Source organism: Pandoraea morbifera, assembly GCF_902459575.1.
Classification (GTDB): Bacteria; Pseudomonadota; Gammaproteobacteria; order Burkholderiales; family Burkholderiaceae; genus Pandoraea; species Pandoraea morbifera.
Map to the genome: position 1 here is coordinate 97470 of NZ_CABPSD010000014.1, position 16814 is coordinate 114283.

At 64.0% G+C, this 16814-nt stretch carries 12 protein-coding genes and 1 pseudogene; 9 read left to right on the top strand and 4 right to left on the bottom strand.

The genetic code is table 11. From position 1 onward, the window contains the following. The first annotated feature begins 128 nt into the window (after nt 1-128). On the top strand, nt 129-1277 hold the full coding sequence (gene yiaY, locus PMO31116_RS19810) for an L-threonine dehydrogenase (protein ID WP_150568184.1): 1149 nt from the start codon (nt 129-131) through the stop codon (nt 1275-1277). Nucleotides 1278-1398: 121 nt separating this feature from the next. Here the strand turns inward: yiaY and PMO31116_RS19815 are convergent, their stop codons facing one another. The 3 genes from PMO31116_RS19815 to PMO31116_RS19825 form a co-directional block, all read right to left on the bottom strand. Next, nucleotides 1399-1932: a hypothetical protein gene (locus PMO31116_RS19815; protein WP_150568185.1), complete on the bottom strand. Its 534-nt coding sequence runs from the start codon at nt 1930-1932 to the stop codon at nt 1399-1401. Nucleotides 1933-2305: 373 nt separating this feature from the next. Further along, the gene (locus PMO31116_RS19820; RefSeq protein WP_217424763.1) at nt 2306-3226 is read right to left on the bottom strand and encodes a diguanylate cyclase; all 921 of its coding nucleotides are present in this window, start codon (nt 3224-3226) and stop codon (nt 2306-2308) included. Then, nucleotides 3223-6054 carry a PAS domain-containing hybrid sensor histidine kinase/response regulator gene (locus tag PMO31116_RS19825; RefSeq protein WP_174971506.1) on the bottom strand — a complete coding sequence of 944 codons (2832 nt, stop codon included), beginning with the start codon at nt 6052-6054 and terminating at the stop codon, nt 3223-3225. The genes PMO31116_RS19820 and PMO31116_RS19825 overlap by 4 nt, the downstream gene beginning before the upstream one ends. Nucleotides 6055-6684: 630 nt before the next feature. On the opposite strand from PMO31116_RS19825, the gene PMO31116_RS19830 reads away from it, so the two are divergent. The 6 genes from PMO31116_RS19830 (at nt 6685) to PMO31116_RS19855 (ending at nt 13556) form a co-directional block, all read left to right on the top strand. Continuing rightward, nucleotides 6685-7863 carry an MFS transporter gene (locus PMO31116_RS19830; RefSeq protein ID WP_174971509.1) on the top strand — a complete coding sequence of 393 codons (1179 nt, stop codon included), beginning with the start codon at nt 6685-6687 and terminating at the stop codon, nt 7861-7863. Nucleotides 7864-7987: 124 nt separating this feature from the next. Beyond that, a complete protein-coding gene (locus PMO31116_RS19835) occupies nt 7988-9250 on the top strand; it encodes an amidohydrolase family protein (protein ID WP_150568188.1) in 1263 nt (420 codons plus the stop codon). Nucleotides 9251-9258: 8 nt separating this feature from the next. Next, entirely contained in the window at nt 9259-10164 is a 906-nt protein-coding gene (locus PMO31116_RS19840) for an alpha/beta hydrolase (RefSeq protein WP_150568189.1), read from the top strand. A 131-nt stretch (nt 10165-10295) separates the two neighbouring features. Then, nucleotides 10296-11483: a porin gene (locus tag PMO31116_RS19845; RefSeq protein WP_150568190.1), complete on the top strand. Its 1188-nt coding sequence runs from the start codon at nt 10296-10298 to the stop codon at nt 11481-11483. Nucleotides 11484-11511: 28 nt separating this feature from the next. After that, on the top strand, nt 11512-12510 hold the full coding sequence (locus PMO31116_RS19850) for an MBL fold metallo-hydrolase (RefSeq protein WP_174971513.1): 999 nt from the start codon (nt 11512-11514) through the stop codon (nt 12508-12510). Between the two features lie 23 nt (nt 12511-12533). Continuing rightward, on the top strand, nt 12534-13556 hold the full coding sequence (locus PMO31116_RS19855) for an MBL fold metallo-hydrolase (RefSeq protein WP_150568192.1): 1023 nt from the start codon (nt 12534-12536) through the stop codon (nt 13554-13556). A 48-nt stretch (nt 13557-13604) separates the two neighbouring features. On the opposite strand, the gene PMO31116_RS19860 is transcribed toward PMO31116_RS19855, so the two are convergent. After that, nucleotides 13605-14525, bottom strand: a complete 921-nt coding sequence (locus PMO31116_RS19860; protein WP_150568193.1) for a LysR family transcriptional regulator — start codon at nt 14523-14525, stop codon at nt 13605-13607. A 530-nt stretch (nt 14526-15055) separates the two neighbouring features. Between PMO31116_RS19860 and PMO31116_RS19865 the strand changes: the two genes are divergently transcribed. Together PMO31116_RS19865 and PMO31116_RS19870 are read left to right on the top strand one after the other, a co-directional pair. Continuing rightward, on the top strand, nt 15056-16108 hold the full coding sequence (locus PMO31116_RS19865; RefSeq protein WP_150568194.1) for a GGDEF domain-containing protein: 1053 nt from the start codon (nt 15056-15058) through the stop codon (nt 16106-16108). Nucleotides 16109-16478: 370 nt separating this feature from the next. Then, nucleotides 16479-16730, top strand: a pseudogene (locus tag PMO31116_RS19870) (Hcp family type VI secretion system effector); the annotation flags it as partial. Nucleotides 16731-16814 lie beyond the last annotated feature (84 nt).

Below are 16814 nucleotides of genomic sequence, written 5' to 3' on the forward strand. Positions count from 1 at the left end.
GGTGCGATGCTGTCCTCAGTGCTTGCAAGCGTTGATTCTGGACACCGCCGGCGCGTCCGGTCGGCATCGACGATGCCGTCGGCCGCGCGCGCGTTGTGCCCCTCACAGAGCAGATCAGGAGCATCACCATGAGCACGACCTTTTTCATTCCCGCCGTCAATATGATGGGTGTGGGTAGTCTCGACGAGGCGATTGCCGCCTTGCGTCAATATCAGTTCCGCCGCGCGTTGATCGTGACCGACGCGGGCCTTGCCAAGGCCGGCGTCGCCGACAAGGTGGCCGGGATGCTGGCTCGCGAGGACATTCAGTCGGTGGTATTCGACGGTGCCAAGCCGAACCCCACGGTCGGCAACGTGGAAGCCGGGTTGGCGATGTTGCGCGAGCGTCAGTGCGATTTCGTCATCTCGCTCGGCGGCGGCTCGCCGCACGACTGCGCGAAAGGCATTGCATTGTGCGCGACCAATGGCGGGCACATTGCGGACTACGAAGGCGTTGACCAATCGAAGAAGCCGCAGCTGCCGCTCGTCGCGATCAACACAACGGCAGGCACGGCGAGCGAAATGACGCGCTTTTGCATCATCACGGACGAGAAGCGCCACGTGAAGATGGCGATCGTGGACCGGAACGTGACCCCGTTGCTGTCGGTCAACGACCCGGCCCTGATGGTGGCGATGCCCCAGGGGCTGACCGCCGCCACGGGCATGGACGCACTCACGCACGCCACCGAGGCCTACGTGTCGACGGCCGCTACGCCGATTACCGACGCGTGCGCGCTCAAGGCGGTAACGCTGATCTCGCAGAACCTGCGGCGCGCCGTATCGCACGGCGACGACATGGCGGCACGCGAGAACATGGCGTATGCGCAATTCCTGGCGGGGATGGCCTTCAACAATGCGTCGCTCGGTTACGTGCACGCGATGGCGCACCAGCTCGGCGGCTTCTACGACTTGCCGCACGGCGTGTGCAACGCGGTGCTGCTGCCGCACGTCGAGGAGTTCAATGCAAGTGTGAGTGCCGCACGCCTGAGGGACATTGCGCAGGCGATGGGCGAGAAGGTCGACGGACTGAGCGCCGAGGAAGGCGCGAAGGTGGCCATCGCCGCGATCCGGCGCCTGTCGAAGGACATCGGCATTCCGGCCGGTCTCGAGGCACTCGGTGCGAAGACATCGGATATTCCCACGCTGGCGGCGAACGCCATGCAGGACGCGTGCGGCCTCACGAACCCGCGACGCGCCGAGCAAGCCGAGATCGAGGAGATCTTCCGTCGGGCGTTTTGATGGAGTTGCGCATCGACACGGCCGAAAGCGGCGATTCACCGATGTGATGGCCGACGGAAGCCCTCAGGGGTTGCGGGAATGAGGATGTCCCGCAACCCGTCTGTATGTGACAGCGCCTCGTTCAGCGCGTGGTCATGCCGACAGGCGGCTGCACCGGCTGAATCGTCTGGACCGTCACACCTGCAAGCGTAGCAATGCCGTTGGCCGCATCGGAGCCGACGTTCTCGGCCACCAGGCCAATGCCGTTGATCGTCGTCCGGGCCGTATCTTCAACCAGATAAGTCCGGCCGGAGACGTCGACGCGCGCCTTGATGTGATCGCCCGGAATCAGGACGCCAAGCAGCACACGCGCGGCGGTAGAGCGTGCGTTGTACTCCTCGACCGTAATTTTCACTGGGACACCGCTGGCTGACACCGGCATGCCGTTCTTGTCCGCCTGCTTCTTGAATCCCGCGATCAAGCTCGCCTTTACCTCGTCGTCGACGCTGTGACCGTTCGATTCGATGGTCGGCACCGCAACGCCCTGCTTCAACGTGGCGGCGAGCGACGGATCCACCCCTCGCGACATGTCCGGGCCCGAGGGCGTGGAAGCGCAACCGGCCAGCGCCAGCATCATGACCAAAAGCGCCGCGCGCGGGAGAGTACGTCCATTCATGCGTTTACCCCTTTTCTGGATTTGTAGGAATTCAATCCGGGGAGCCGCCGTGACACGTGATGCTGCACCGTCCCGCTTTCTCAATCCCCGCACGACGGTCCGCGCTTCACAGTATCGGACGTCATGGCCCGCCCCGAATTCCCAGCCAATAGGAATTGGTTGAAACCAGTATTACGGAAAGAGGGGATCGTTTCTTTAGGTTATTGGCTTTCTCTCTACTGATAAACGATTAGTTTCACGAAACAATCGGTGTATCAAAGAATGAGGAAATTGAATTCTCGGGTATCCAAGATCATTTCGGATGCCGTGAAAATCCCTCGCTCACCATCGATTGGACGGAGCGCCGGGACCGCCGCCCGCATGGCATGACGCACTATGACGGCGGCACGCCTCGCCATACCACCCGGTTGCGCCCTTCCCGTTTCGCGCGGTACAGATGTTCGTCGGCGGCCTTCAGGAGGTCTGCCGCCGATTCGGGCGTGCCGGCCTGCAGGGTAGCGCCGCCAAGACTAACCGTGATGCGGTCGTTATCCATCAGGCCCGGTAGCGGCATCTGCCATTGCGAGGTCGCCTCGCGCAGTCGGTTCGCGAATCGCGCCGCACCCTCGGCTTCCGTGCCGGGCATCAGCAACACGAATTCCTCGCCACCATAGCGCGCCACCAGATCCGTCGCGCGAACCATCTCGCGACTCAATATCGAAGCCACGCCCTGCAGCACCCGATCGCCCATCGCGTGCCCCGCACGATCGTTGAAATCCTTGAAGTAATCGATATCCAGAATTGCCACCGACAGTGGCTTCCCGTCACGGGACGCATGCGCCCATTCGATCGCGTAGCGATCGTCGAAGTACCGACGGTTCGCGATCTCGGTGAGCCCGTCGACATTGGCCATCGTCTCGAGCATCCGCCGCTGTCGGGCGAGTTGCAAGTGAAGCCTAACGCGCGCGCGCACCACCGGAAGATGAAACGGCTTGGTGATGTAGTCGGATGCACCGAGCGTGAGCCCGGCCTCCTCGTCTTCCGGCGTGTCGAGTCCCGTGGTAAAGACCACGGCAATGGCCGCCGTGCGCGGGTCGCCCTTGAGGCGGCGCAGTACGTCGTATCCGGTCATTTCCGGCATGACCACGTCCAGCAGGATCAGATCGGGCAAATGTTGTGCCGCCAATGCCAGCGCCTGCTCCCCGCGCTTGGCGAGAATGACCGTGCAATCGTCTCTGAGCAGATCGGCCAGCACTTGCCGGTTGATGGCCGCATCGTCCACCACCAGCACCTTTTGCATATCACGCTTGGTCAATCGACACCCCCTCGTTGAATGCCCATCGAGACCGCCAGTGCGTCCAGCGCTGTCAGCGCGGTCGCATACTCAACGTCGATCACCGCCTCCCGGATCGACGAGAGCGCCTCACCCGGCAACGTCGTGCCCTTCGCCGCTTGCGTCAGGTCGTTCAGCGCGACCAGCGCGTCTGCATCGTCGGCGCGCAGCAATTCGGCAAGCCGGGTCATGAGCGGCTCGAGCCGGGTCGCATCCGCCGCACCGGCGCCATCCGGCGCCTCCGGCGGCAAATCGAAGCTCGCGAGGCCCTCGACGAGCGCGCCCAGCGTTGCGGCGAGATCCGGAATCAGCGCCAGCGCCTCGTCGTCGGCGCCTCGTCGCGCCGCGCGTTCAACCTCACCGGCGAGCCACGAGAGATTGCCCGCGCCGAGATATGCCGACGCCGACTTCAGACCGTGCGCGATACGCGCGATGGTTGCGATCGCATTCTCTCGAGCCGCATCGAGCAGGGCCTGCGCGGACCTGGCATGGTCCTCGCGAAAGCGCTCGACGATCCGGTGCAGCAACGCCGGATTGTGATTCGCACGCTGCAGCGCTATCTGCCAGTTCACCCCCGCCAACTGGGGAAGCGGCCGGAGCGGACGCTGCTTGTCGGCTGGCGCCGGTGTCGCGACTTCGATCTCCGGGACAGGTGTCGTTGCTTCAGGGCGAATCCAGGTCACCAGCGCATGCATCAGCTCGGCGGCGTCGATGGGCTTGGTCAGGTGAGCGTTCATCCCTGCCGACAGACTTTCGTCTCGATCTCTGGCCATCGCGTGGGCGGTCATCGCCACGATCGGCAACGCTTCGAAGCCCGGCATCGCGCGAATCCGGCGCGTCGCGCTCAGGCCATCCATGACCGGCATCTGAATGTCCATCAACACCAGATCGTAATGTGCGCGCTGGACACGTTCGACGGCTTCGCTGCCGTCGTATGCCACGTCGACATGCACGGGCGCCTGCGCAAGCAGCTCAAGTGCGACCTCCCGATTGATGGCATTGTCCTCGACCAGCAACACCCTTGCGCCCGCCAGGCCAGCGAGCGATTCCTTGAGGCTGCCGAGCGGGAATTCACGCGGCGGCGCGGATCGAACACGGTTCGCTGCGCTGGGATAGAGCGTGTTGAGCAATGTGTCGTGCAGCGTGGAGGGACTGACCGGCTTGGCAAGGAAGCCATCGAGGTGGACGCCATCGGCATGCTCGATCACGTCTTCCCGCGAGTACGCCGAGACCATCAATACGGCCGGCGTGGCGGCGATGCGCGCGTCGCCGCGAATGTAGCGTGTCGTCTCCACGCCGTCCCAACCCGGCATGCGCCAGTCCATCAACACCAGATCGATCGGCGTTCCCGCATTGGACGCCACCACCAACGCATCGAGTGCGGCGGCGCCGGACGACGCCGTGACGACCTGCGCACCGAACGAGAGGACCATCTCGGCCAGCACCTCGCACGCGAGTGCGTTATCGTCGACGACCAGCACCCGGCGTCCCTGCAGCGAAGGCAGGGCCTGGCGCTCGCGGACGTCGTCCGCGCGACCGATGTCGAACTCGAGCGTGAAGGAAAACCGGCTACCGACGCCAGGCGTGCTCTGCACGTCGATCTTCCCGCCCATCAGTTCGACCAACTGCTTGCTGATCGCCAGGCCCAGGCCCGTGCCACCGTATTGACGCGTGATCGAACCATCCGCCTGCGAGAACGACTGAAACAATCGGCCGAGTTGCGATTCGGTCATGCCGATGCCGGTGTCCGTCACCGCGAAGGCGAGCACGACGCGTTGCGCGTTTTGCGCCTGCAAATCGACGCTTACGACGATTTCCCCCCGTTGTGTGAACTTCGCGGCGTTGGTGCCCAGATTGATCAGGATCTGACTCAGACGCAGCGAGTCGCCCACGAGCAGCGCGGGGATGTCGCTGCTCACGCGAAAGACCACTTCGACCCCGCTGGCTTCCGTCTTCAGGACGATCAGGCTCGACAGATTGTCGAGAATGTCCTGGAGACGAAACGGCGCCTTCTCGAGCACGATCTTGCCCGCCTCGGCCTTGGAGTAGTCGAGAATGTCGTTGATGATACGCAGCAGGCTTTCCGCCGACGCCGCGATTTTCTCCACATAGGTGCGCTGCTTAGGCGCGAGATCCGTCTGCAACGCGAGCCGGCTCATGCCGATCACACCATTCATCGGCGTACGGATCTCGTGACTCATGTTGGCGAGAAACTCGGACTTCATCCGCGAGGCTTCCTCGGCCGCCTCCTTCGCCATGCGCGTCGCCTCTTCGGCACGCTTGCGTTCAGTGACATCGAGGGCTGTCCAAACGGACCCCTTGCCGGGGTCGTCAGGGTCCAGCAAGGTGCCATGGTCGGCACACCAGATCGGCGTGCCGTCCTTGCGGACGAATTCGGCGTCGCCGGCGTAAATGTGCCCGGAGACCGTCCGGTAGTTACGGGAGGCTTGTTCCCACGCTTCATCCGTCGCATAGAGGATGCGCGTCGACTTGCCGACCGGCTCACCCTTCTCGTAGCCGAACAGCTTTTCGAAGCCACGATTGCAGCGCACGATGACCCGGTCTTTCACGAAGCAGACGCTCACCGGTGTGTGGTCCAGCACTGCGGTTTGCTCGAGGCGGAGTTGATCGAGCGCCGCCTTGAGCGACGCTGCCTCGTGGTTCGCTGCCTGCGCCCGCGCCTGCGCGTCGACGAGCGCTTCCGATGACGCACGGGACACGCGCCGCGCGTGCAGTAACGCGCCAATCGTGACGGCCGAGAGTCCCGCGAAAAGCGACGCAACAACAACTGTCGAAGTGAATTCCATCATCGATTCGTGTCTGCCTTGTTCTTTGCCACTCGACGAACCAATCGTGCCTCGGGAGACGCGAAAGCACGCGCCACCCCGCCGATCTGTCTCTTCCAATATGACGGGGTCCGAATCAGCCGTGGAGAATACGATGCGAATTGCACGTCGTTCCCGTGGCATCGCAGTCCTTCCGATTCTATAGGCATATGGCGCGACAAGGCGCGGTGAGTTGGGGGCGCCGGAAGCGATGTCGGGCCGGAGTAACGTCAGCGTGTCGGAATTCTTCCGACGCATCGATGTGACGAGATATCTCGACAATCGAGCGATTGAATCGCAATCCTGACCAGTGCGATCGCCCCACGCGATCCCGCGGATATGCCCATGACCTCGACCGCGGATCGAAGCGCCTGCCCCTCCTCCCCAACCGCACTTCTCTGCAGCTGAAGCGAAACCGCGTTTCGGGGTAACCTCGCGCCGCCCGTCAAAAATGTATACAAAAATCAATAAATTTCATTTATATATCCAATATCACTCAATTTCACGATAGGAGGTATCGCGAAACACACGGGCACCCCAAAGGGGCTGTCCCTAAAATTCGCGTCAGCATGTCGACAGAACATGTCACCGAACGAAAAAGATGGAGACAGTCACATGAAGCTTCCCCGCACTCAGGCGGCCGCCTTGATCGTGGCGCACGTGGTCGGCATGATCGACCTGGTGGCCCTGCCGCTCTGGATTGGCGCCCTGATGAACCGATATGGCTGGAATCCGGCCCAAGCCGGCTTTCAGGTCACCGTGTACCTCGCCTGCGCCGTGCTCGCGAGCGCCTGGCTTGCCCCGCGCAGCCCTCGCATTCGCGGCCGACGCGCCGCATCCCTGAGCTACCTCGTGGCGGCGGCCGCCTTCGGGGGGCTTGCCGTCGCGCCGTCGTTCGCGCTCGTCGCCGCCCTGCACGTGCTGGCTGGCGCCGGTGTCGGCTGCGGCCTGTCGCTGGCGCACGGCGCGATCGCCCGCACTGGCAATCCGCACCGGCTGTTCGCCTGCGCCCACCTCGGGCTGGGCCTGTTCGGCATCCTCTTTTTCGCGCTTACGCCGCTGACCATCGAACAGTTCGGTCCGGCCACGCTGTTCCGGATCTTCTGCTGCCTGTGCCTTGCCGCCGCCGTGGTGAACGCCGTCACATTCCCCGTCGCCCGCGATCGTGCGGCGCCCGCGTCCGCAGCAAGCCCGTCGGGCCATCCGCTCGACAAACGTTGCGTGTGGATCATCGGCGGCATCGTGCTGATGGCGGTCAATCAGGCGTTGGTGTTCAGCTTCGTCGAGCGCATCGGCGTGGCGCGAGGCTTCGCCCAGTCGCATGTCAACGCGGTGCTGGTGGCGTGCGGCTTCGTCAACCTGTTCCCGCCATTGGCGGCCGCCCTGTTGCAGCGCCGCCTGCGCGCCACCACCGTGGCTGTCGCGGGTCCGATCGCCCAGATGGTGCTGGCGATGGTCATCAGCCAGTCGACCGATTTCGCACCGTACGCGCTCGCGACTTCCTGCTGGGTGTTCGCGATGATCTTCACGCACACGTTCCTCTTCGGTCTGCTGGCGCGCCTCGACCCCACCGGCCGTGCGAACGCTTCCACGCCTGCCATGCTGATGTCGGGCTCGGCCATCGGGCCGCTGCTCGGCGGCCTGCTGATCGTGCGCTTCGGATTCGGCGCGCTCGGCGTCGCCGCCGTGGTCATCGGGCTGGGATGCGTGCTGCTGATGCTCAAGGTCCGCGACAGCGACGCGACCTTCGACGCCGCCGGCGCCAGCGCCGCACGGTCGTCGGGCCACGGCTGAACGCGAGCGTCAGCGTCCAGGCCGACGCCCCCCTTTCTCTTTCCACCGCTTCACGCGCCCGATCGGCGCTTGCCCGCACGCCGGCGTGCGTGCCGGGCTTCTGCACACCACGAGGTAACCGCACATGTCTGGAATGGTCTTTGAAGATGTCCGCGTATTCGATGGCAGCGCCAACCTGCCCTTCCCGGCGCAGGTGCGCGTCGAGGGCAACCGCATTACGGCCGTGGCCCCGGCCGGCGCGCCGTCGGTCACGCGTCCCGGCGACGTCGTTCATGCGTGCGGCGGCGCCACGCTGATGCCGGGCCTGGTCGAGGCGCATGCGCACCTGTCGTGGCCCAGCTCGGTCGAGCGCTTCGTGCCGGGCATGTCGCTGCCCGTCGAGGAGCTCGTGCTGACCACGGCGCGCAATGCACGCATCCTGCTCGATCACGGCTTCACCAGCGCCTACTCGGCCGGGGCGCTCAACAAGCGCGTGGAAGTCGCGCTGGCGGACCAGATCAACACGGGGGGCATGCCCGGGCCACGTCTGGTGGCCTCGTCGATCGAGCGCACCCCGCCCGTGGCCGAAGACGAGAAGGAGCTCAGCCCCGGTGAAGTCGACGAGCATGGCAAGGGTCCGGAGGCAGTGCGCGCCTTCGTTCGAGGCTGCGCCGAGATGGGCGCACGCTCGGTCAAGTTCCTGCTGTCCGGCGAAGACGCGCTGCAACCCGGCGCCTCTCAACTGCTGCTCTACACGGAGGACGAGGCCAAGGCCGCCGGCGACGCGGCGCGCGAGCACGGCGTGTGGCTGGCCGCGCACGCGCAGGCCGCCGACGCGGTGAAGATGGCGCTGCGCAATGGCTTCCGCGTGCTGTATCACTGCACCTATGCCGACGACGAAGCGCTCGACATGCTCGCCGCCGCGCGCGACGACATCTTCGTGGCACCGGCCATCGGCATCATTCAGGCGACGCTCGACGCCAACCCGCCGCCGCACTTCGACATGAGCCACATGAAGCGCAGCGCCGCCGAGGTGAAAGCGCGCCAACAAAAACTGATTCCGGCCCTGCGGGCGCGCGGCGTGCGCATTCTGCCCGGCGGGGATTACGGCTTTCCGTTCAACCCGAACGGACGCAATGCGCGCGATCTCGCACTGTTCGTCGAATGGTTCGGGTACACACCGGCGCAGGCGCTGCATGCGGCCACCGCGCTGGGCGGCGAACTGATGGGCATGGGCCATGAGCTCGGCCGCATCGCGACGGGCTATCTGGCCGACCTGCTGATCGTGGATGGCGACCCGTGCCAGGACGTGACGCTGCTGCAGGACAAGCAACGCCTGCTCGGCATCATGAAGGACGGTCGCTTCCACAAAACGCCGGCAGGGTTCTCGCCCGCCGTCGCTGCGTGAGGGCCGCCATGCCGACCCCATCCCGCATTTTCGAGACCGATCGCCTGTTGCTCGACACGCGCATCCGCGAACTGGGTGCCGTGATCGATCCGCCGCGCGTGAAGGCATGGTATGCCCCTTATGCCGAGCAGCAGGAGACGAGTGGCGTCGACGTGCAACGCGACGTGGCCTATGGCACCGACGAGCGACATCGGCTGGACGTTTACTCGCCGTCGGCGGTCAGCGGCACGAAGCGCGCTGCGCTGATCTTCCTGCACGGCGGCGGCTTCATTCGCGGCGACAAGCGCGATCGTGCCAATTTCGGCTGGTATTTCGCGCGACGCGACGTGGTCGCCATTCTGCCCAACTACCGCCTCGGGCCGAAGGCCACCTGGCCCGCGGGTGCACTCGATGTCGCCGCCGTGTGGGCGTGGGTGCGTGCCAATGCGGACGTGCTCGGCGTCGATCCCGCCCGTATCTCGCTCGGCGGCGAATCGGCCGGCGCGGCACATGTGGCTGCGGCCACGCTGATCCATGCGATGCACAGCGACGCGTTGCCGTCGCCGGCATCGGTCGCGCTCGTCTCGGGCGTCTACAACGTCGAACTGGAGCGACGGTGTCGCGAACAGTTCGGTGTGCCGACGCCGGACCCGCGCAACGACGCCTACTTCGGTACCGACGCGTCACGCATGCGGGCCATGTCGACCGTACGCCTCGTGGATGCCGAGCCATTCCCGTTGCTCGTCACCTATGCCGAACTTGATCCGCCGCAGATGCAGGTGCAGGCCGGAGAACTGTTTGCGCGCCTGGTGTGCGATCACGGCTTCGCGCCACAGATCAAGTGCATCGCCCATCACAACCATCTGTCGCAGGTCGAGGCGGTCAACACCGTAGACGACACCGTGGCGGAGCTGATTCTGCAACACATGCGTTAACCTCGCGCGTCGCGGACAGACGCACCGGGAGGAGACATCGAGACCGGCACTACGGAGCACGGTCGTCCGATTCATTCGCAGCGGGCCCACCCGCCAAGAGCAAAAGCCATAACGAAGACATTGGAGACAACATGCTGCATCCGCATCGACATTCGCAACACCCCCGCGTCACCGACGCCGCAACCCACGCATTGCCGTGGCGCACGCGCGCACAGGCGCCTGGCCTGCGCATGAAGCGCGCCGCCCTGATTGCGGCGTGCGCCGCGACGGCGCTCGGCACCTGCGCCAGCGCACACGCCCAGTCGGGCGTCACCATCTACGGCATACTCGACGCCGGCGTGACGTACTTCAGCAACCAGGGCGGCAAGTCGAACTGGTCGCAATCGAACGGCGTCGACTTCCCGACGACGATCGGCATGGTCGGGCGCGAGGATCTCGGTGGCGGGCTGGCCGCCATCTTCCGCCTGGAGACCGCGTTCAAGATGAACAACGGCATGTCGGTCGAGGCAAGCCAGATGTTCAACAAGCAGGCGTTGGTCGGCCTCCAGGACCGCACCCTCGGCACGTTGCAGATCGGCCGGCTGCGCGAGTTCAACGTGGAAATGGCCCAGTACGTCGCCGCGCACGGCGGCATCTTTGGCTTCCACCCGGGCAACTGGGACCAGATCGTCCAGTCATACCTGAACAATGGCGTCATGTACGAAACCCCGGTCTGGGGTGGTGCCCAGTTCGGTGCGATGTATGCCTTCGGTTCGAAAACCACGCCGGTGACCAACAGTGGTCGCGCCTATGGCTTCAAGGCCGCATACGCCAACGGTCCGCTGCAGGCGATGGTCACGATGCAGAACATCAACGGCACTACCATCAACCCAGGCGCGATCGGCCTGCCATACGCGTTCGGCCAGAGCACGGCGAGCAGCATTGCGAGCGGCATCGCGCTGCAGAATCTCACCAGTGTCGTGAGCGACGTGAGCTACCGCCTCGGCGACCTCGACCTGATCGGCATCTACGCTTACACCCGCATGCAGGCGCACGAAGCCGTCGAAAAGCTGGGTACGGGCGAGGTGGGGGCCGTCTATCATCTCAGTCCCGCATGGAGCGTGGGCGGCGCGTATTCGTACTCGGTCGGCGTGGGTGGACGCTGGCACATTTTCAACCTGAGCACCCACTACATGCTGTCCAAGCGCACCACGCTGTATCTGGACGGCGAATTCCAGCGCGTCACGGGCGCGGGGCAAAAAGCCGCCCTGCTCTTCAGTCAGGCGTCGAGCACCGCCAGCCAGACGGCCGTGACTGTCGGCATCAAGCATGCATTCTGAACAACACAGTATCCGAAGGAGACAAGACATGAAGGGATTCACCGGCGCCGCATGGCGTCGACTGCACAGCGCAACGGCGGCCGGCGCCGTCGCACTCTCGGTTCTCGCCGCCATGCCGGCGTGCGCCGCCGATGCTTCCGCCGCACTGACTTGGACCACGCTTGGCACGGCCGCCGGCCCCGTGCTGTATGCGGAGCGCTCGCAGCCCGCCAACCTGTTGAGCGTGGACGGTCGTCCGTGGCTGATCGATTGCGGCGACGGCGCGCTGGAGCGCCTCGCGGCCCTGCATCTGCGTGCGGCGCAGATCGACACCGTCGTCATCAGTCACTTGCACATGGATCACATCGGCGGTCTGCAAGGGTTGCTCGGTCTGCGCTGGATGCAGAACGCCAAACGCAAGCTGACGATCTACGGCCCACCGGGCACTGATGCAGTCGTCGCGGGCCTCGTCGCCTCGTTGAAACCCGTTGCCGCGATCGATGGCAAGCAGGCCGGGCACGGCGACCCGGCGACGATGGTCGACGTCGTCACGCTGCGTGACGGCGCCGACATCGACGTGCAGGGCGTACGCCTGCGCGCCGTGCGCAATTCGCACTTCGACGTCACGCCGGGGCACCCGCTCGAGAACGGCACCCAGTCGCTGTCGCTGCGCTTCGACTACAAGGGCCGCGCGATCGGCTATACGGGCGACACCGGCCCGAGCGACGCCGTCGCTCGTCTGGAGCAGGGCGTCGATGTACTGGTCAGCGAGGTCATCGACATCGAGCCGACCATTGCCGGCATTGCGCAGGCCATGGGACGGATGTCGCCGGACGCCCGCGAGCACCTGATCGAGCATCTCAAGACGCAGCATCTTACGCCTCGTGAAGCCGGCGCACTTGCCACGAAGGCCAACGCAAAACAGTTGGTGTTCACGCATCTGGCCATCGCCGGGTCCACCGATGGCTCGCGCGACACGCTGATCAACGGCGCGAAGGAAACCTTCGACGGCCCCGTCGCCGTGGCCCACGACCTCGACCGCTTCTGATATCGATTCGCAAGGACACCCGCATGACCGCCCTCGTTCGTACCCTCGGTGCCTGTCTGGCACTACTCGCCGGCACAGCCCTCGCCGCGCCCGACGCAACACCTGGCGCCGCCGGGCCCGCGGCCGTGGTTGACGCCACTGCGCAATGGATCACACTTGGTACCGGCGGAGGCCCGCTGATCCGGCGCGAGCGCTCGGAGCCCGCCAATGCGCTGGTCGTCGGTGACGCCGTGTATCTGTTCGACGTCGGCTCGGGCGTGGAGCGTCAGATGGTTGGCGCTCACCTTCCGATGGCCAAGGTGCGCGCCATCTTCATCTCGCATCACCATATCGACCACGACGCCGATCTCGGCCAGGTGATGGCGAGCCGCTGGATGTTCAACCAGTACACGCCGATGCCGGTGATTGGACCGCCCGGCACCGAAGCCATGGTCGACCATCTGAGCGAAGCCATGCGTGCGGTGGAGCTGGCACCGATCGGCGCGGGCGACAAAGGCAAGAAGCCGATTCGGCAGACGGTCGCGCCGAAGGATATCGCGCTGGACATGGACACGCCGACGGAGATCTACAAGGACGACAACATCCGGGTGCTCGCGGTCACCAACACGCACTATCACTTCGCGCCGGGCTCGACGCAAGCGCGCAAGGCGCGGTCGTATTCCTTCCGTGTCGAGACGAAGGGACGTACGTTCGTGTACACCGGCGACACGGGTCCGTCACGGCATGTGGAGCAGTTGGCACAAGGGGCCGATGTGCTGATCAGCGAAGTTATCGACCTTCCCGCCATTCGTGCCACGTTGCTGCAGGCGCCGCCGTCGATCCTCCCGCGCGATCGTTTGTCGTCGATGATCCGGCACATGGAAGAGGATCACCTGACGCCGGTTGAAATCGGCAAGCTCGCGGCGGCGGCCAAGGTGAAGTCCGTGGTGCTGACGCATCTCGCGCCCGGTAGCGACGGCGAGACGGATCTGAGCGGCTACACGAACGGCATTGCACCCACGTATGACGGTCCGGTCACCGTGGCGAAGGACTTGCAGCGTTTCTAAGGACTCGCGACGCGCATCGGGTGGGCGTGGCACGGTGTGCCACGCCGCTCACGCTCCCGACGCCGGCAACTTTGCCGCCACGTCGGAAATCACGTTGCGCAGCCAGCGATGGCAGGGATCGGCATCGAGGTAGTGATGCCACTGCAGGCATTCGCGCACGTGCGGCACGGGCAGCGGCACCGGCACGATGCGCAGTGGCAGGTGCTTCGCGGCAAGGTGCGCGAGCCGGGCGTGCATCGTCGCGACCATGCGCGTGCCGACCACCACCGACGCGGCGCTCAGGAAGTCCGACGCCTGCACGCGCACGTTGCGACGGATGCCCCGGTCGTCGAGAAAACGGCTCTCGAAAGTCGGCGTGCGTGGCCAGCCGAGCAACACGGACACGTGGCCCAACTGCTCGTAGCAGGCCAGATCGAACTCGGCATCGACGATCGGGTTGTCCTTTGCGATGACGCACACGTACTCGTCCTCGAACAGCGGCACGAACGGCTGATCGTCTGCGATGAAGGGCTCAGGGATGATCAGGAAGTCGTAGTCTCCACGGCGCAGCTTCTCGGCCGAATCTTCCACCTGCGGCATGAACTCCAGCGTGATGTTCGGCGCGCTCAACTCGATTTCCTGTATCACGTGCCGAAGCAATACGTGCACCACATAGTCCGACGTGGCGATGCGGAAATGCCGTCGAGCCGTCAACGGCGCGAAGGCGGGCGTGATGGATGCCACCGTTCGCGCATGCAGCAGGACATTGCGCACCGGTTCGACCAGTTCCTGGGCGAGCGGCGTCAGCATCATCGATCGGCCGACCGGCGTAAGCAACTTGTCGTCGAAATACTCTCGCAGCCGCGACAGCATGCCGCTCAGCGCGGATTGGCTAAGACTCAGCCGTTCCGCCGCACGCGTGATATTTCGCTCCTCCAATAACGCGTCCAAGGCTACCAGTAAGTTCAAATCTAAACGCTGATACCGCACGTTCGAGTCTCCAAACGCTGCATGTTTTTATATTCGGGTTCGGCGGGCTAGCTGCGGCCAGGCAAGGCGTTTCTTCAATCGGCTTCCCAGACGCGCCCACTTGCGGGTAATTCACGGCCTAAGCTTAACTGAGGCGAGGAAGGGGCGGTTAAACGTCGACGATTTGAATTGTAGAAGAGTGTAATAGTCCGCGAAAACGGACTTGCATCATGTCCGCGGAAAGGACGAGGATTTTTGATGGCATTTGATCGATGCGCGGGCCTCCTCGTACGCCATGCGTTCAGGTAATTTGGGCCGAACGCTTGATATCCCGCGTCGAATAAACTATCCGAATTGAAATTTGCGTTTTCCGTCACGGGACATCCTCCCGCGTGGAATGCCGTGACTAGCCTCGACCTCGGCAACGATTGGAAACGTTCGGTGGTTGGCACCCGACGGCTTGCTGGGCTCCAGGCGATCGATCTTCGCACTGCGCTCAAGGCGCCGCTACACCTGCCGATAATGGGTTTACAGGGTATTGGAAGATCACGATGAGCCACGAGGAAAAGGATTTAGCTCCCAATTCGCTTCAAGCCGCGTTCCTGCGCCACGAGGACAGCCTGGCATCGTCCGGCCGCCAGCCCGGCGAGGATAACCCCACGGTTTATCGCACGTTGCTCGAATCCACCCGGGCGATCCCCTGGAAGATCGACTGGGCGACAATGCAGTTCACCTATATCGGCCCGCAGATTGAAGCACTGCTTGGCTACGCGCCGTCGACGTGGAAAACGGTCGAGGACTGGGCCTCGCGGATGCATCCGGAGGACCGTGATGCGGTTGTGGAATTTTGCGTCGCGCAGTCGCAAGCGGGCGCCGATCATGAGGCGGACTATCGCGCGCTGACTGCGGACGGCGGGTATGTGTGGATTCGCGACGTTGTCCACGTCGTGCGCAAGGAGAACGGTGACGTTGAGGCGCTGATCGGCTTCATGTTCGACATCAGTGAGCGCAAGCGCACCGAGGCACGGCTCGCGGAACTCCAGCGCGAACTCGAACGGCTCTCGTTGTCAGACAGTTTGACCGGGGTCGGCAATCGCCGCATGTTCGACACGATCATCGCCCGTGAATGGGCGAACGCGGCGGCATCGGGAAAGCCACTTTCGCTCGTGATGGTCGACATCGATTTCTTCAAGTCGTACAACGACTATTACGGTCACCTCCAAGGCGACGAATGTCTGAAGCGCCTTGCGCGCGTGCTCGAAGCGGCAGTTGGGCCGAATGCGTTCCTTGGCAGATTCGGCGGGGAAGAATTCATGCTGGTGCTTGCAGATACGAACGCCGATGACGCGGTGCGTGTCGCGGAGCGTTGCCGCGCGCTGATCGCGGAGGAAGCCATCGCTCATCTACGCTCCCCGCACGGTCAGCGAGTCACGGCAAGCTTCGGGGTAGCCACCGTCGTGCCGACGGGAGACATTGACGTCACCGCGTTCATCAATCTGGCCGATGCGCAGCTCTACCAGGCTAAGGACCAGGGACGCAACCGAATCGCAGCGGTCGACCGGGCTCGCATCGGCGGCGACGGTTATAAGCGGCAGTCGCGCTGATTAGTAGGTTTGGGGGGTGATTGTTTCGGTGTGGCGTTCCGGTGCATCCGACTGATCCGTGCGGCGGTAACGCCTGACGTATTTTTGTGATGCCCTGCCCCTGCCGGTTACTGAATCGTCTCTTGCGGCACTTTGGGAGCGCGGGAGCCAGTGGGAACTCAAAGGGCTGACCTGGAAAATTTGGCACGACCAAAAACGTCCTGCTGCGTCTAGTGATGCGGTCAGTCTGTAGCCGTAGCGAACACGGCCGCCCCCCGGCAATCGATGCTCCACCATCATTTGGGACAAAGCTTATTGCCGACAAGTATCCGATCAAGCTATCAATACGCTCCCCGCGTGATGAGCGCGTATTCAGGTGGAGGCGTGAAGTATGGCAATACCGGCGTACCTGTGGCTCAAAGATGATGGCGGCATGCCCATCAAAGGCTCTTCGACTGTGGCAACGCGCGAAGGCAGCATCGAGATCATTGGCTTTAGTCACGGAGTGAACCTTCCGGTCGACGAACGCAGCGGCCAAATCACCGGCACACGCACACACTCGTCGATGATGCTCGAAAAGGAGTTCGACGCTTCAAGCCCCTATCTGTACAAGGCGGTCTCAACCGGGCAGACACTCTCGTCGGCACTTCTGTAATGACCCACTGAAAACCTGCTCAGGTGTTAACCTTCGAGGACAAACACATGAGCATGAAGATGGAAGACGAGA

What these genes read in the sequence shown, in the direction of transcription:
- yiaY (WP_150568184.1), top strand. Translation starts at nt 129, where the DNA reads ATGAGCACGACCTTTTTCATTCCCGCCGTCAATATGATGGGTGTGGGT.
- PMO31116_RS19815 (WP_150568185.1), bottom strand. Translation starts at nt 1,932, where the DNA reads ATGAATGGACGTACTCTCCCGCGCGCGGCGCTTTTGGTCATGATGCTG.
- PMO31116_RS19825 (WP_174971506.1), bottom strand. Translation starts at nt 6,054, where the DNA reads ATGATGGAATTCACTTCGACAGTTGTTGTTGCGTCGCTTTTCGCGGGA.
- PMO31116_RS19830 (WP_174971509.1), top strand. Translation starts at nt 6,685, where the DNA reads ATGAAGCTTCCCCGCACTCAGGCGGCCGCCTTGATCGTGGCGCACGTG.
- PMO31116_RS19835 (WP_150568188.1), top strand. Translation starts at nt 7,988, where the DNA reads ATGTCTGGAATGGTCTTTGAAGATGTCCGCGTATTCGATGGCAGCGCC.
- PMO31116_RS19840 (WP_150568189.1), top strand. Translation starts at nt 9,259, where the DNA reads ATGCCGACCCCATCCCGCATTTTCGAGACCGATCGCCTGTTGCTCGAC.
- PMO31116_RS19845 (WP_150568190.1), top strand. Translation starts at nt 10,296, where the DNA reads ATGCTGCATCCGCATCGACATTCGCAACACCCCCGCGTCACCGACGCC.
- PMO31116_RS19850 (WP_174971513.1), top strand. Translation starts at nt 11,512, where the DNA reads ATGAAGGGATTCACCGGCGCCGCATGGCGTCGACTGCACAGCGCAACG.
- PMO31116_RS19855 (WP_150568192.1), top strand. Translation starts at nt 12,534, where the DNA reads ATGACCGCCCTCGTTCGTACCCTCGGTGCCTGTCTGGCACTACTCGCC.
- PMO31116_RS19865 (WP_150568194.1), top strand. Translation starts at nt 15,056, where the DNA reads ATGAGCCACGAGGAAAAGGATTTAGCTCCCAATTCGCTTCAAGCCGCG.